Here is a 14222-nt window from a genome sequence, read left to right as displayed (position 1 = left end):
GGGCGACGCACCGCCACCCTGCATGGACGGCTGTCGTCCTAGACCGCGCAGCGCCGGATCGTCCTCGTGGCGGTGCGCTCGCGCCCGGTGGCCGTCACGCCGCGCAGGCGCACGACGACCCGACCCCCGGCGGGCACCCGTCGCAGGTCGACGACGACGGACCGCCCGCTGCGACGCCGCACCACGCGCAGGCGCCTGCCGCCGGCGGTGACGCGCCGCACGCGGAAGCCGAGACCGCGCAGCGCGACCGTGACGCGGGGACGCCGGGTGCACGCCGCGGCGCTGGCCGCCGGTGCGGCAGGGGCGTCGCCGTGGCCGGGACAGCCCCGCGCCGTCGCGTAGCAGGCCAGCGGGGGCTCGCGGTCCACGCGCTCGCCCTGCACGGTGAGCTGCGCGGCGATCCGGACCCCCGCGCCGGCGAACTGCACCGGCCCGGTCACGGGGTCCACGCCCGGCATGAACGGCACGGTGCAGACCCCGCGGTCGATGCGCGACGGGTCCGCCGGCCCGTCGTGGGTCAGCGCGTCCACCGCGAGCGCGGCCGCCGCCGGGTCGGTCGTCGCGACCAGCAGGTGCTCGGGGGCGCCGGTCGGGCAGATCTCCTGCACCGCGACGTTCGAGATCCGACCCTGGCCGGTGTGCAGCGACGAGGTGCCGCCGTCGTCGAGGTTGGGCTGCACGAACTCGTCGGTGTGCGTGTAGACCTCGGTGTAGCTGATGCCCGCGAAGGTCTCGGCGCCCGAGTTGAGCGCCCGCAGGAAGCGCGAGGTGTCCAGCTGCTGGCGCAGGGCCGCGCTGCAGTTCGGCACGCACAGCGCGTTGATCACGAACGACCCGTGGTTCGTGGCCGCGAACCCGATGACGTCGTCGACCATCGCCCGCGTGTCCGGCCAGAAGCGCAGCGCCCAGCGCATCGCCATGCCGCCCTGGCTGTGGCCCATGATCGCGATGCGGCGCCCGGCGCGCTCGTGCATCCAGCGGATGGCGTGGACGAGGTACTCGCCCCGGGCCTGGATGTCGCCCATGTTCTGCGCCAGGCGACCCGGGAGGTCCGACGCGCAGAAGGGGATGCCCAGGCGCTTGAGGTACGGCATCCAGTTCCAGCCGAAGTTCTCCTTCGAGTTGACCGTCGTGCCCGCGACGAGCAGCACCGGCGCGACGGCGCTGCCGTCGAGGTCGCCCGTGCAGGTCAGGCTCGCGCGCAGGTCCTTGGCCGGCGGCGTCAGGGAGGGGCCGGGACGGTCCAGGGGCGGGACGTCGTCGGCGCCCGACGGGGCCGCGGCGACGAGGACCAGGACGAGGCAGGCCAGGAGCGCGCACGCCGTCTGCAGGGTCGAGCGGAGGACCATGGCCGATGTTTACACATCTCGATCCGTAAACGCAACGTTGCGTCTGGTAGGACTGTCACCGTGAAGCGGACGGCCCTCGAGCGGCAGCTGGACGCGGACGCCGCGCCGCCGCGACCGACCGCGCTGGACGCGTTCAAGCTCGCGCGCCGGCAGTTCATGGCGGGCGAGCGGGTGGAGATGACGGCGCTGGCCCAGACCCTGGGCGTGAGCCGGGTGACGCTGAACCGCTGGGTGGGCTCGCGCGACGTCCTGCTCGGCGAGGTGCTGTGGTCGCTGGGCCGGCCGACCCTCGACGGCGCCCGCTCGCGCACGACGGCGACCGGCGGCGAGGGCGTCGCCACGACGCTCCAGGCCTTCCTCGAGGACGTGCAGGCCTACGCGCCGATGCGCGCCTTCCTCGCCCGCGAGCGCGAGATCGCCCTGCGGATCCTCACCACCCACCACAGCCGCTTCCAGGGCCACCTGGTCACGTGGACGCGCGACCTGCTGCTCGACGAGCTGCCCGGCCGCCCGCTGCCCCTCGAGGTCGACGACCTCGCCTACCTGATCGTGCGCATCAACGAGTCGTTCTTCTACGTCGACATGATCGCCGGCGGACAGCCAGACCCGGCCAAGGCGGGACAGGCCATCCGGGCGCTCCTGCGCTGAGCGGCGGTTGCCGCACGCCGGGCCGGGTAGCTGGCGCCGGTGCAGCTCGACTCCGCCGACGGGCCGATCCAGGTCACCCTGCCCGCGAAGGCCTGGGCCCTGCTCATCGCCTTCGGCGTCGCCGCGCTGACGTTCTTCCTCGTCGCCGGCTACGTCTTCACCGACCAGCTGCGCACGGTCCGCGACCAGGACCGCAAGCAGACCCAGCTCGTGCGGGAGACCCTGCCGATCCTGCGGGCGGCGGCGCCGGTCCTGGCCGAGGCGCGCCAGCAGGCGGCGCCGACGCGCGAGGTCACCCGGCGCACGCGGCGGCTGCTGCGCACGACGGTGCCGCTCGCCGAGCAGCTGGCCGACGACGGCCGGATGGTGCGGGCGCTCCAGACCGTGCTCGAGGTGGGTGGCGAGGTGCAGGACCGCTCGCTGCTCGGACGCACGTCGATCGTCCTGCGCGGCGCGCGCGAGGCGCTGCGCGACGCGCGGGAGTCCGGCCTGCTGACGCGGCTGCCGCGCGACACGCGGGCGCTGCGGGCCGCGACGGGCGCGCTGGTGGACGAGACCGTCCGGCTGCGCCGGCGCGCTGACCAGGCCACGCCCGCCACGCTCGAGCTCGCCCGCATCGGCCGGGAGACGCTGACGATCCTGCGCCGGCTCGACACGACGCAGACCGAGGCGCTGCAGCGGCTGCGCAACCTCGACCGGCGCCTGGGCGGGTCGCTCGAGGAGGCCCGGCCCGGCGGCTGAGCGGGCGCCGGTGGAGCGATCGCTCCACCGCGCCCTAGAGTGGCGCCATGGCCACGGCGCCGCAGGAGCAGCAGGTCCCGACGCGCGAGCGGATCCTCTACGCCGCCGCCGAGCTCTTCCGCCGCCAGGGCTACGGCGGGACCGGCGTCAAGCAGGTCATCACCCAGGCCCAGGCGCCCTTCGGCTCGCTCTACCACTTCTTCCCCGAGGGCAAGGAGCAGCTCGGCGAGGAGGTGCTGCGCGTCGGCGGGCGGTTCTTCCTCACGCTGTTCGAGACGATCGCCGACGCGGCGCCCGACCTCGAGACCGGCACGCGTGAGTTCTTCACCGGTGCCGGCGAGACGCTGACGGCCACCGACTTCCTCGACGCCTGCCCGATCGGGACGGTCGCGGGCGAGGTCGCCAGCACCCACGAGCGCCTGCGGGTGGCGGCCGACGAGGCCTTCGAGAGCTGGGTCCGGGCGTTCGCGGTGCGCGCCGAGGCCGCGGGCGTGGCGCCCGAGCCCGCGCGCGCGCTGGGCCTCCAGCTCGTCGCCCTGATCGAGGGCGCGTTCCTGCTCAGCCGCGCCGCGCGCTCGACCGAGGCGATGGCCGCGGCGGGCGACGCCGCCACGGCCCTCGTCGCCGCCGCGCTCGCGCGCTAGGCGACGTCGAGCTCGGTCTCGTCCCAGTCGCCACGCCGGCGGTCGCGCACGCCCATCGCCACGAGCGCCCCGACGAGGCGACCGGCGGACCGGCGAAGCCCAGCGAGATCAGCCAGTGGCCGGCGTGGGCGACGATCATGCCGCCGCCCCCGCCCCGCCGGCCGGCACGGCCGGGCCCGTCGCCGCGCGCCGCCGGCGCCGGCGCGGCTGGCCGCCCAGCGCGTCGGAGATCCGGGTCAGCGCCCACGCCAGCGCGACGACCAGCGACAGCGTGATGAGGCCGACCACCGCGTAGCCGACGCTCCACAGCGCCTGCGAGACGCCGTCCTTGGCCTCGCGCTGGAGGATCGACTTGTCGTCGGTGAACGCCCGCGTCATCTGCGCCTGCGCCGGGACCTCGGGCGCCGGGATGGCGGTGTCACGGGGCAGGTAGACCGGGACGCCCATGAGCGCGTCGCCCTTGTGCAGGCGCACGAGCGCCTTCCACGTGCCGTGGACGGGCACCGGCTCCGTCGTGCGGAACACGCCGGGCGCCGTCTCCTCCAGGTGGTCGAGGTGGAAGCCCTTGCCCTGCCAGGCGGTCATCGTCACCCAGTCGGCGTCCTTGGCCGCCGAGGCCGGCTCGATGCGCACCGTGGCGTTCACCGTGCGGTCGGGACCCGGCGTCGCGTCGGAGAGCGTCATGACGGCCTGGACGCCGGGCTCGGGCTTCGTGTTGAGGCCGAACGCGACGACCGCGCAGATCGCCACGAGCGCGGCCGCGGACGGCGCGAGGCTCGGTCGCGGGATCGGCTCGCCGCGGCGGGCGGCCGCGAGGATCGTGCCGACGAAGGCGCCGATGAGGCCGGCCGCGACGCCCGTGAGCGGGACGACGACCGCGCCGTCGAGCAGCAGGTGCGACGGCCACGCGATGGGGAAGCCGACCTGCGTCCACGCGTACTCGCCGAGGAAGCCGACGGTGCCGACGGCCAGGCCGGCCAGGGCGCCGAAGGTGTACGGGCGGCGCGTCGAGACGAACAGCGCGACGGCCTCCACCGCCAGTGCCTCGACGACGTACAGCGGGAAGTACGGCGTCGACTGGCCGAAGACGGGGCCGACCAGCACGGCCATGATGCCGCGCACGACGATGAAGAAGACCGCGGCCCAGAGGGCGGCGCCGCGCCCGCCGTACATGCGGGCGATGGTCAGCGCGAAGCCGGCCGCGAAGGCGAGCAGGACCGGGTGGAACAGCAGCCGGAACTGCGGGACGCCGAAGTCGAACTCCGCCTGGAAGGTCGACATGCCGATGAGCAGGCCGCCGGCCGCCGCGGCGTAGCGCATGCGGTGCAGGTAGTCCTGGACCTTGCCGAAGCCGCGCGGCACGGCGGAGGCCGACGGCGCGGAGCTGCGGCCCTCGACCAGCAGGATCGCCTGGCCCAGGAGCGTCAGGCCGGCGCCTCCGATGAGCATCAGGTGCGTCGGGCCCCAGAGCGTCACGTCCTGGCCGAAGAGGCGGTGCCAGACGTCGTCGAGCGGGAAGCCGATGAGCGAGAAGGAGCTCGTGGCGAGGAAGACGAGGCCGCCGACGGGTGCGTACCAGTCGCGCGTGATGCGCACCGACGCGCGGCTCGGGCGGCCCTCGGGCAGGACGATCGCCAGGAGGCCGGCGGCGAAGATGCCGAAGAGCCCGAGGAGGATGAAGTAGTGGGCCGGGTTGGCCAGCGGTCCCTCGTCTCGACCGTTGTCGATGTGGAGGGAGATGTCCCAGAGCATCCCGAAGAGCGCGGTGATGAGCGCGAGGGTCGAGATCTGGGTCGGCAGCGCGGCCCACGGCGGCAGGCCGGTCATGCGCGAGGCGCCTTCGGCCCAGCGGCCGAGCAGGCCGATCTTGCCGCTGCGGTGGCCGAGGCCGAGGACGAGCAGGATGGTGGTCAGCACGCCCGCGCCGAGCGTGGCGATGACGATCTGGCCGATCGCGGCACCCCCGGCGGGGGAGCTCTCCGCGACGGAGGTGGCGGCGAGGAGGGACGTCATGAGGTGGTCCGTTCTCTGGAGGTCGTCGGTCGGGACAGGGGTGGAGGAGCCGATCCTACGGACCCGTAGTCTCCATTGCTACGGCATCGTAACCCCTACCCGCGGCGACGGTACACCGATCGATGTCGCATCCGCTGTGCGTACGATCACAGACGTGGCAGCCGAGCCCGAGGACGAGCTGACGATCGACGAGCTCGCGCAGGCCGTCGGCATGACGGTGCGCAACGTGCGCGCGCACCAGTCCCGGGGTCTGCTCCCGCCGCCCGAGATCCGGGGGCGCACCGGCTTCTACGGGCCCGAGCACGTGTCCCGCCTCGAGCTCGTCAAGGACCTCCAGGCGGAGGGCTTCAACCTCGAGGCGATCCGGCGCATCCTCGAGGCGACGCCGGGTGGCGTCTCGCCCCTCCTCCAGTTCACGCGCGCGGTCGTGCAGCCGTTCAGCGACGAGGAGCCCGAGATCCGCGAGGCCACCGCGCTGGGCGAGCGCTGGGGGGACCAGCTCACCCCGGAGCTGACCGAGAAGCTCGTCAAGCAGGGCTTCGTGCGACCCCTCGCCGACGGGCGCGTGGAGCTGCCCAGCCCGCGCCTGAACCGCGTCGCCACGGAGCTCGCCGAGCTCGGCGTCCCGCTCACCGCGGTGGTCGAGGTGGGCGCGATCCTGCGCAAGGAGAGCGAGGCCATCGCCAAGGCCTACGTGAAGGTCTTCCTCGAGCACGTCTGGCGCCCGTTCCACGAGGCGGGCGAGCCGGCGGAGCGCTGGCCGGAGGTCCGTGAGGCGCTCGAACGCATCCGGCCGCTGGCGGCCGAGTCCGTGGTGGGCGCCTTCGGCGTCGCGATGACCGAGGCGGTCGAGCGCGCCCTGGAGCGCGAGCTCGCGCGCATCGGCGGCGAGAAGCCACGCAAGCGCTGAGGTCCGCGACGGCGAGTCGCGCATGGCCGGGGCCGTGCGCTGGCAGGATGGGCCCATGAGCACGAGCCCTGAGGAGCTGCGGCGGATCCTGTCCGTCGCCAAGGAGACCGGCGACAGCAGCGCGGTCGGCCCCGCCCTGCTGGAGGCGCAGCTGGTCGTCCCGGTGCACCCCGGGGACGGCGCCCCGCGCATCGGCACCGTCGGCTACCGCGACGGGCGCGAGGTGGCGGTGGCGTTCACCGACCAGGCCGAGGCCGACGCGTGGCGTGGCAGGCCCGAGCGCTGGGCGACGCTCGACGCCCGCGCCGTGCTCGACCAGATGCTGGCGACGCCGGCCGAGCGCCTCGACATCGACCCCGAGCGCCCGCAGGGCGGCTACCTCAGCCGCGCGGAGGCCGAGCGCCTCGCGGCCCTCCCCCGCCCCGCCGGCGACGCCCCGTTCACGCCGGCCGGGTCCTGGGCGACCGAGGAGCTGCGCGAGGCCGTCGGCGCGGCCGCCGCGGGCGAGGACGGCATCGACGCCGTGTGGCTCGTGGACCGCGGGGACCAGCCGAGCCTCGCGGTGGCGCTGGCCGACGGCGGCGGGCCGGCGGCGATCGACGCCGTGCTGCGCGCCATGCAGCCGCACGTGGCGCCGGGCAGCGCGATGGAGGTCGTCGTGCTCGACGCCGAGCGCCGGGCCGAGGCGCAGGCGCTCGGCGCGCCACTGGGCGGCTAGCGCGCAGGGGCCGGCGGCGCCGGGCGGTGCGCCGCCCGCACCGCCTCGCGCGCGGCGGGCCGCTCGACGCCCGTCGCGCTGAGCAGGTCGACGGCGGTCGCGCGGACCTGGCCGACGATCGCGCTCACCGAGAGGTTCGTCGTCTGGTCGAGGATGGCCGTGGCGCGGGCGGCCGCGGCCAGCGCCGCGTCGGGCGCGTCCGCGCCGGCGCGCGGGTCCTCGAGCCAGGTCGCCACGCGGGTGACCGCGCGGGCGAGCTCATCGAGGGCCTCGGGCACCGCCGGCGGGACGCGGTCCCGGGTCTCGAGCGCGCGACGCACGCCGCGGCCGAGGACGGTCACGCCGCGCACCGCGGCGTCGAGGGAGCTCAGCGCCTCGGCGTAGGGCGCCAGGCCGGGCCGGGCGCGGCGGCGGCCCGGGGCGAGCCTGGTGGTCTCGAGGCCGGCGTCGACCGCCTCGCGCAGGCGCCCCAGCAGCGGCTCGAGGCCGCCGGCGCGGACGAGGACCGCGTCAGCGGCGTCGCGGTCGCCCTCGCGCAGCGCGTCGGCGGCGTCCCCGACCGTGCGGGCCAGCGCGTCGAGCAGCGCCCGGCCGTCGTGGCGGACCTGGCGCAACGGGTCCTTGGGCAGGAGGCCGGAGACGGCCAGCGCGAGCACCCCGCCGACGAGCGCGTCGACCGCCCGCAGCGGCGCGAGGCCCGCCTGCGGCGGCTGGAGCGTGACGACGAGGACCGCGCTGACGCCCGCTTGGGTGACGAGGAGCGTCCCGCCGCCGACCAGGACGGCGAGCGCCATCGCGAGGCCCATGATGAGCACGAGCTGCGCGGTGCCGGTGCCGAGGGCGAGCGCGAGGAGGTCGGCGACGAGGATCCCGACGGCGACGCCGACCAGGAGCTCGACGGCCCGCTGGGTGCGCTGGGCCATCGTCTGGCCGGAGATGATGAGCGCCGAGATCGGCGCGAAGAACGGCTGGGCGCGCCCGAGCAGCTCGTGGGCCACGACCCAGGCGAGGCCGGCGGCGACGACGGCCTGCACGAGCAGGAAGCCGCGTTCGCGCAAGCGGGCGGTCGCCGCGCGCCACGCGGTGCGCAGGCGGCCGAGGAGCTCCGGGCGGCGCAGGGCCACCCGGAGGCACTACCCGACGAGCGGGGCTAGGCCGCGGCGCCCGCGGGGGCGGGGCCTGCGGCGATCCCGGCGCCGGCCTTGCGGCCGTCGGTGCGCGGGGCCGGCGTCAGCGCCGAGGCGACGATGACGAGGACGAAGGCCAGGGACTGGACGACGATGCCCAGCGCGTCGCCCGGCATGGGGTCGCCGAAGACGATGATGCCGCCGGCGATGCAGGCGATGTTCGCCGCGGTGCCGGTGATGGCGATGACCTCGACCGCCTCGCCGTCCTGCAGCGAGCGGGCCGAGGCGAAGAAGGCGGTGAAGGAGCCGGCCATCGCGACGAGGAGCCACGGGGTCAGCAGGCCCTCGACGCCGTGCGTGCCGACCAGGCCGGTGAGGGCCTTGACGGCGACGTTGCAGACGCCGAAGAGGATGCCGGAGGCGGCGGCGAGCATCACGCCGTGGTGCTCGGCGGGGGCGCCGGCCCGCGGGCCGAGGATGAGCAGGCCGCCGATGGCGAACAGCCCGGCCTCGAAGGCGATCATCGGGGCCAGCGTGAAGGAGGAGTTCGAGTCCGAGCTCACCGGCATCGTCACGGCGAGCATCCCGAGGCCGACGGCCGTGAGGCCCAGGCCCCACCACTGCCGGCGGCCGACCTGCATGCCGAAGATGCGATCGGCCATGACGGCGATCAGCACCACGCCGCCCGCGAGGACGACCTGAACGACCGACAGCGGAGCCAGCGAGATCGCGGCCACGTGGAGGACCCACGCCACACCGCCCACGCCCATGCCGACCGCGAACCAGCCCTGGGACCAGAGCGAGCGCGCCGTCTTGAACGGGTGGCGGATGTCGACGGCGACCGCCCCCATGCACCCGCGGTGCTTGAGGAAGTTGCCGAGGTTGGCGGCGATGGCGCAGAGGAGCGCCAGCAGGATTCCGAGCTGGATCGTCATGCAGAGGGGGTGGGTGCGGCGTTGCGGCGCGTCTCTCTCGGAGCCAGCACCGATCCGACGTCCATGTGGATCGGCAGGGCTCCCGCGCTGCTTGACCTCTCTGCGAGGTCCTGGACCAGGGTAACGAGAGTCTGTCGCGACCGCGTCAACGCACCGCCATCCGTAGCGTTCTTCCCTGCATTGCGGTCCAGACCTGCGCTCTTCTGCGACATCGACGGCGTCCTGAGCCTCTGGGGCTGGCCCTCCGGCACCCCGCAGAGCGCCTGGCCGGATGGTCGATGGGCGGACATCGAGGGCATTCCCCACTACCTCTCTCATACGGCGGCCATCCACCTCTCCGACCTGCAGTCGAAGTTCGACGTCATCTGGGCCAGTGGCTGGGAGGAGCGCGCCAACACCCACCTCCCCCACGCGCTGGGCCTCGGCCCGTTCCCCTACCTCGAGCTCGACGCGGCCCGCACCGCCGGCCACGGGCCCGGGGAGGCGGTCCCCTCCCGGCGGTCCGTGCGCGGCCACTGGAAGCTCCCGTCCATCGCCGCGTGGGCCGGCCCGGACCGCCCGCTGGCGTTCGTCGACGACGTCCTGGACGAGCGCTGCTGGGCGTGGGCGGCGGAGCGCTCGTTGCGGGTCCCGACGCTCCTGGTCGAGACCCGGCCGCCCAGCGGGCTGGACGACGCGGCGGCGGCGAAGCTCCACGCGTTCGCGGACGGGCTGGCGCGCGACGACGCGGCGTAGACCTCATCGAGTGGCGCCTTCTCCGTCTGGGGAGCGGAGAAGACGCCACTCGATGGGAGAACGCGGCCCTGGAACGACGGAGGGCGCCCGCCGGGGCGCCCTCCGCACAGCTGCGAGATGCGACGACGAGCTACTGCTGGTCGTCGGGCACGTCGAGCTCGGCGAGCTCCTCGGCGAAGCCCGGGTCCGTGCCGCCCGCGCCGATGTCCTCCAGCGCGGCGAGGTCGGACTCGAAGCCGCCCAGGCCGCCGAGGCCGTCGCCGTCGCCCAGGCCGAGCTCGGCAGCGATCTCGTCCTGGTCGAGCAGGCCGACGTCGTCGATCGCGCGGGGCAGCGGCTCCGCGGGCTCGATCTCGATGCGCCGGTAGCGCTTCAGGCCGGTGGCAGCCGGGATCAGCTTGCCGATGATCACGTTCTCCTTGAGGCCGTTGAGGGTGTCCTTCTTGCCCTCGAGGGCCGCGTCCGTGAGGACCTTCGTGGTCTCCTGGAAGGAGGCCGCGGAGAGGAACGACTCGGTGTTCAGCGACGCCTTGGTGATGCCGAGGATGATCTCCTCGTACTGCGCGGCCTCACCGCCGGCGGCCTTGATCTCGTCGTTGACCTTCAGGAAGTCCTTGCGGTCGACGAACTGGCCGGGCAGGAAGTCCGTGTCGCCCTTCTGGTCGACGCGGACGCGCTTGAGCATCTGCCGGACGATGAGCTCGATGTGCTTGTCGTTGATGTCGACGCCCTGGGACTTGTAGACCTCCTGCACCTCCTTGATGAGGTAGCGCTCGGTCTCGTCGCGGCCGCGGAGCTTGAGCAGGTCGTGCGGGTACAGCGAGCCCTCGTTGAGCTGCTGACCGGCCTCGACCCGGGCCCCCTGCTCCACCATCAGCAGCGTGCGCCGCGGGAAGGTGTAGCGGTGCTCCTCGCCGCCGTCGTCGGTGATGACGACGGTGCGGGCCTTGTCGGTGTCCTCGATCGTGGCGACGCCGTCCTGCTCGGCGATCTGCGCGATGCCCTTGGGCTTGCGCGCCTCGAAGAGCTCCACGACGCGCGGCAGGCCATGCGTGATGTCCGCGCCGGCGACGCCGCCGGTGTGGAACGTGCGCATGGTCAGCTGCGTGCCGGGCTCGCCGATCGACTGGGCGGCGACGATGCCGACCGCGTCACCGATCTGCGCGAGGTGCCCCGTGGCCATCGAGCGGCCGTAGCAGGCCTGGCACACGCCGGTCTGCGCGGCGCACTTGAGGACGGAGCGGACCTCGACCTTCGTCGGGGCGCCGGACTCGGCCGTGGCCTGGAAGGCCTCGGCGATCGCGGCCTGCTCGGCGAGGTCGATCTCCTGACCGGCCTGGACGAGCACCTCCTTGCCGCCCGGGACCTTGATGTCCTTGGCGGCGATGCGCCCGACGAGGTTCGCGTTGACCTCACCGCCGGCGGCGAAGACGTCCATCGCGATGGACTCCTCCGTGCCGCAGTCGACCTCGCGGATGATCACGTCCTGCGACACGTCGACCAGACGACGGGTGAGGTAGCCCGAGTCGGCGGTGCGCAGGGCGGTGTCCGCGAGGCCCTTGCGGGCGCCGTGGGTCGAGATGAAGTACTCGAGGACCGTCAGGCCCTCCATGAAGTTGGCCTTGATCGGGCGCTCGATGATCTCGCCCTTCGGGTTGGCCATGAGGCCGCGCATGCCCGCCAGCTGGCGGATCTGCGACATCGAGCCACGGGCGCCCGAGTCGGCCATCATCATGATCGAGTTCAGCGGGTCGAAGTGCTGGGCCATCGCCTTGCCGACCTCGTCGGTGGCGTCGGTCCACTTCTGCACGACGAGCTCGTGGCGCTCCTCCTGCGTGATCAGGCCCATGTCGTACTGGTCCTGGATCTCGGCGACCTCGCCCTCGTAGCGCCCGAGGATCTCCTGCTTGTCCGGCGGGATCACGACGTCGTTCTTGGACACCGTGATGCCGGCGCGCGTCGCGTACTTGAACCCGAGGTCCTTGAACGCGTCGAGCACGAGGGCGACGGCGGTCGCGCCGTAGCTCTGGACGAGGACGCCGATCAGCTTGACCGTGTCCTTCTTCTTCATCTTCTGGTTGACGAAGACCCAGGACTCCGGGTCGAAGCCCTCGCCGATGGCCTCGGCCAGCGACCGCTCGATGCGGTCGTTGTAGAGGATGCGGCCGACCGTCGTGAGGACGTGGTCGTCGCGGCCCATCGGGCGGAACTCCGCGAGGTCGTGGAGCTTGGCGATGCCGGCCTCGTAGGAGAGCTCGGCCTCCTGCGCGGTCCGGTAGACGTGCGGCCGCGGCTCACCCGCCGGCCACTCGCCGGCGCGCAGCTTCTCCTGCTGTTCGGAGAGCTCCGCCGCCTCCGGCCCGTACGTCAGGTAGTACGTGCCCAGGACCATGTCCTGCGACGGCGTCGCCAGCGGCGCGCCGTGGGCCGGCGACAGGATGTTGTTGGAGGAGAGCATGAGGATCCGGGCCTCCGCCTGCGCCTCGGCGCTCAGCGGGAGGTGGACCGCCATCTGGTCGCCGTCGAAGTCCGCGTTGAACGCGGAGCAGACGAGCGGGTGGACCTGGATGGCCTTGCCCTCGACGAGCACCGGCTCGAAGGCCTGGATGCCCAGGCGGTGCAGGGTCGGCGCGCGGTTGAGGAGCACGGGGTGCTCGTGGATGACCTGCTCGAGGACGTCCCAGACCTCGGGGATCATCGAGTCGACCATCTTCTTGGCCGCCTTGATGTTCTGCGCGGCCTTGCGCTCGACGAGCTGGGCCATGATGAACGGCTTGAACAGCTCGAGGGCCATGAGCTTGGGCAGGCCGCACTGGTGCAGCTTGAGCGACGGGCCCGAGACGATGACCGAGCGCCCGGAGTAGTCCACGCGCTTGCCGAGCAGGTTCTGGCGGAAGCGGCCCTGCTTGCCCTTGAGCATGTCGCTCAGGGACTTGAGCGGGCGGTTGCCCGGACCGGTGACCGGGCGGCCACGGCGGCCGTTGTCGAACAGCGCGTCGACGGCCTCCTGCAGCATGCGCTTCTCGTTGTTGACGATGATCTCCGGCGCGCCGAGGTCGAGCAGCCGCTTGAGGCGGTTGTTGCGGTTGATGACGCGGCGGTAGAGGTCGTTGAGGTCCGACGTGGCGAAGCGGCCACCGTCGAGCTGGACCATCGGGCGCAGCTCCGGCGGGATGACCGGCACGGCCTCCAGGACCATCATGTCCGGGGTGTTGTCGGAGCCCAGGAAGGCCGAGAGCACCTTGAGGCGCTTCACCGCGCGGGCCTGCTTCTGGCCCTTGCCGTTCTTGACGAGGTCCTCGAGGTCCTCACGCTCGTGGTCGAGCGAGATGCCCGGGGCGTCCCACGGGGCCAGGCCCTCGCCCGGCGCGCGGTCGGCGTCGACCTCGCGGGTCTGGGCCTCGCGGTCCCAGGCCGGCTTGGTCGTCAGCAGCGTGCGGATGTGCTCCGCGCCCATGCCGCCGCCGAAGTACTCGCCGAAGCCGAACGGCGAGCCGAAGCGGTGCTTGAGCTCCCGGAAGAACGTCTCGTCGGCGATGATCGTCTTCGGGCGGAACTCGTCCTTGTCGGCCGCCTTGTCGACGTAGGAGCTCAGGGGCCACTCCTCGCCCTCGCTCGGCGGCTCGTCGGCCGGCTCCTCCTTGTTGGAGAAGAGCTTCCAGACGTCCTTGAGGCGCTGGCGGGCGTCCTCGTAGTAGGCCTCGGTGTCGTCGATGTCCGACGCGAAGGTCTTCTGCAGCTCCTTGATGAGCTTGTCGCGCTCGTCGTCGGAGAGCTTCTTGACGTTGACGTCCAGCGACTCGGCCCAGAGGTGGTCCTCGTCGCCGAAGGCCGACTGGGTGCCCGTCTTGAGGTAGTCGATGCGGGCCTCGCGCGAGTCACGCAGCTCCTGCACGCGCTCCTTCTGCTCGGCGAGGTAGCGGGAGAGCTCCTCCTGCATCTCGGCCTCGAGCTGCGGCAGGTCGCGCCAGCGCGCCTCCTGGTCGACCCAGGTGATGATCGACGCCGCGAAGTACAGGATCTTCTCGAGCTCCTTGGGCGCCATGTCCAGCAGGTAGCCGATGCGGCTCGGGACGCCCTTGAAGAACCAGATGTGGGAGACCGGCGCGGCCAGGTCGATGTGGCCCATGCGCTCGCGGCGGACCTTCGAGCGGGTGACCTCGACGCCGCAGCGCTCGCAGACGATGCCCTTGTAGCGGACGCGCTTGTACTTGCCGCAGTAGCACTCCCAGTCCTTGGTGGGACCGAAGATCTTCTCGCAGAACAGCCCGTCCTTCTCGGGCTTGAGCGTGCGGTAGTTGATCGTCTCCGGCTTGGTCACCTCACCGCGCGACCACGAGCGGATCTGCTTGCTGGACGCCAGCCCGATCTCGATGGCGTCGAAGTTGTTGATGTCGATCAC

General features: G+C 73.1%; 11 protein-coding genes. 6 read left to right on the top strand and 5 right to left on the bottom strand.

The window, feature by feature from the left end; translation table 11 throughout:
* Positions 1-38: 38 nt before the first annotated feature.
* Positions 39-1349, bottom strand: a complete 1311-nt coding sequence (locus tag JUB12_RS18800) for a triacylglycerol lipase (RefSeq protein WP_205696973.1) — start codon at positions 1347-1349, stop codon at positions 39-41.
* Positions 1350-1409: 60 nt separating this feature from the next.
* On the opposite strand from JUB12_RS18800, the gene JUB12_RS18795 reads away from it, so the two are divergent.
* From JUB12_RS18795 to JUB12_RS18785, 3 genes are read left to right on the top strand one after another with little or no spacing between them, the layout of a single operon-like run.
* Complete coding sequence (locus JUB12_RS18795) at positions 1410-1997, top strand: QsdR family transcriptional regulator (RefSeq protein WP_205696972.1); 588 nt, start codon at positions 1410-1412, stop codon at positions 1995-1997.
* Positions 1998-2036: 39 nt separating this feature from the next.
* Positions 2037-2738, top strand: coding sequence for a hypothetical protein (locus tag JUB12_RS18790; protein WP_205696971.1), 702 nt, complete (start codon positions 2037-2039; stop codon positions 2736-2738).
* A 47-nt stretch (positions 2739-2785) separates the two neighbouring features.
* Positions 2786-3382, top strand: coding sequence for a TetR/AcrR family transcriptional regulator (locus JUB12_RS18785; RefSeq protein ID WP_205696970.1), 597 nt, complete (start codon positions 2786-2788; stop codon positions 3380-3382).
* 135 nt (positions 3383-3517) lie between these two features.
* On the opposite strand, the gene JUB12_RS18780 is transcribed toward JUB12_RS18785, so the two are convergent.
* A complete protein-coding gene (locus JUB12_RS18780) occupies positions 3518-5395 on the bottom strand; it encodes a hypothetical protein (protein ID WP_205696969.1) in 1878 nt (625 codons plus the stop codon).
* Positions 5396-5549: 154 nt separating this feature from the next.
* Between JUB12_RS18780 and JUB12_RS18775 the strand changes: the two genes are divergently transcribed.
* Positions 5550-6305 carry a MerR family transcriptional regulator gene (locus JUB12_RS18775; RefSeq protein WP_205696968.1) on the top strand — a complete coding sequence of 252 codons (756 nt, stop codon included), beginning with the start codon at positions 5550-5552 and terminating at the stop codon, positions 6303-6305.
* A gap of 55 nt (positions 6306-6360) precedes the next feature.
* On the top strand, positions 6361-7023 hold the full coding sequence (locus JUB12_RS18770; RefSeq protein ID WP_205696967.1) for an SseB family protein: 663 nt from the start codon (positions 6361-6363) through the stop codon (positions 7021-7023).
* On the opposite strand, the gene JUB12_RS18765 is transcribed toward JUB12_RS18770, so the two are convergent.
* Both JUB12_RS18765 and JUB12_RS18760 read right to left on the bottom strand, forming a co-directional pair.
* On the bottom strand, positions 7020-8147 hold the full coding sequence (locus JUB12_RS18765; RefSeq protein ID WP_205696966.1) for an aromatic acid exporter family protein: 1128 nt from the start codon (positions 8145-8147) through the stop codon (positions 7020-7022). The two genes, JUB12_RS18770 and JUB12_RS18765, sit on opposite strands and share 4 nt — an antisense overlap.
* Before the next feature lie 26 nt (positions 8148-8173).
* Positions 8174-9085 (bottom strand): hypothetical protein, encoded by a 912-nt coding sequence (locus JUB12_RS18760; RefSeq protein WP_205696965.1) that lies wholly within the window; start codon positions 9083-9085, stop codon positions 8174-8176.
* Between the two features lie 180 nt (positions 9086-9265).
* Between JUB12_RS18760 and JUB12_RS18755 the strand changes: the two genes are divergently transcribed.
* Positions 9266-9820, top strand: a complete 555-nt coding sequence (locus JUB12_RS18755; RefSeq protein ID WP_205696964.1) for a hypothetical protein — start codon at positions 9266-9268, stop codon at positions 9818-9820.
* A gap of 130 nt (positions 9821-9950) precedes the next feature.
* Here the strand turns inward: JUB12_RS18755 and rpoC are convergent, their stop codons facing one another.
* Positions 9951-14222: a DNA-directed RNA polymerase subunit beta' gene (rpoC, locus tag JUB12_RS18750; RefSeq protein ID WP_205696963.1), complete on the bottom strand. Its 4272-nt coding sequence runs from the start codon at positions 14220-14222 to the stop codon at positions 9951-9953.

The sequence above is a fragment of the Conexibacter sp. SYSU D00693 genome (assembly GCF_017084525.1).
Lineage (GTDB): Bacteria > Actinomycetota > Thermoleophilia > Solirubrobacterales > Solirubrobacteraceae > Baekduia.
The sequence above is the reverse complement of the archived record's forward strand: the minus strand, read 5'-3'. Positions and strand labels throughout refer to the sequence as shown.

Excerpts from the sequence above, each read along its gene's own strand:
- JUB12_RS18785 (WP_205696970.1), top strand. The coding sequence starts at position 2,786 with ATGGCCACGGCGCCGCAGGAGCAGCAGGTCCCGACGCGCGAGCGGATC.
- JUB12_RS18780 (WP_205696969.1), bottom strand. The coding sequence starts at position 5,395 with ATGACGTCCCTCCTCGCCGCCACCTCCGTCGCGGAGAGCTCCCCCGCC.
- JUB12_RS18800 (WP_205696973.1), bottom strand. The coding sequence starts at position 1,349 with ATGGTCCTCCGCTCGACCCTGCAGACGGCGTGCGCGCTCCTGGCCTGC.
- JUB12_RS18770 (WP_205696967.1), top strand. The coding sequence starts at position 6,361 with ATGAGCACGAGCCCTGAGGAGCTGCGGCGGATCCTGTCCGTCGCCAAG.
- JUB12_RS18760 (WP_205696965.1), bottom strand. The coding sequence starts at position 9,085 with ATGACGATCCAGCTCGGAATCCTGCTGGCGCTCCTCTGCGCCATCGCC.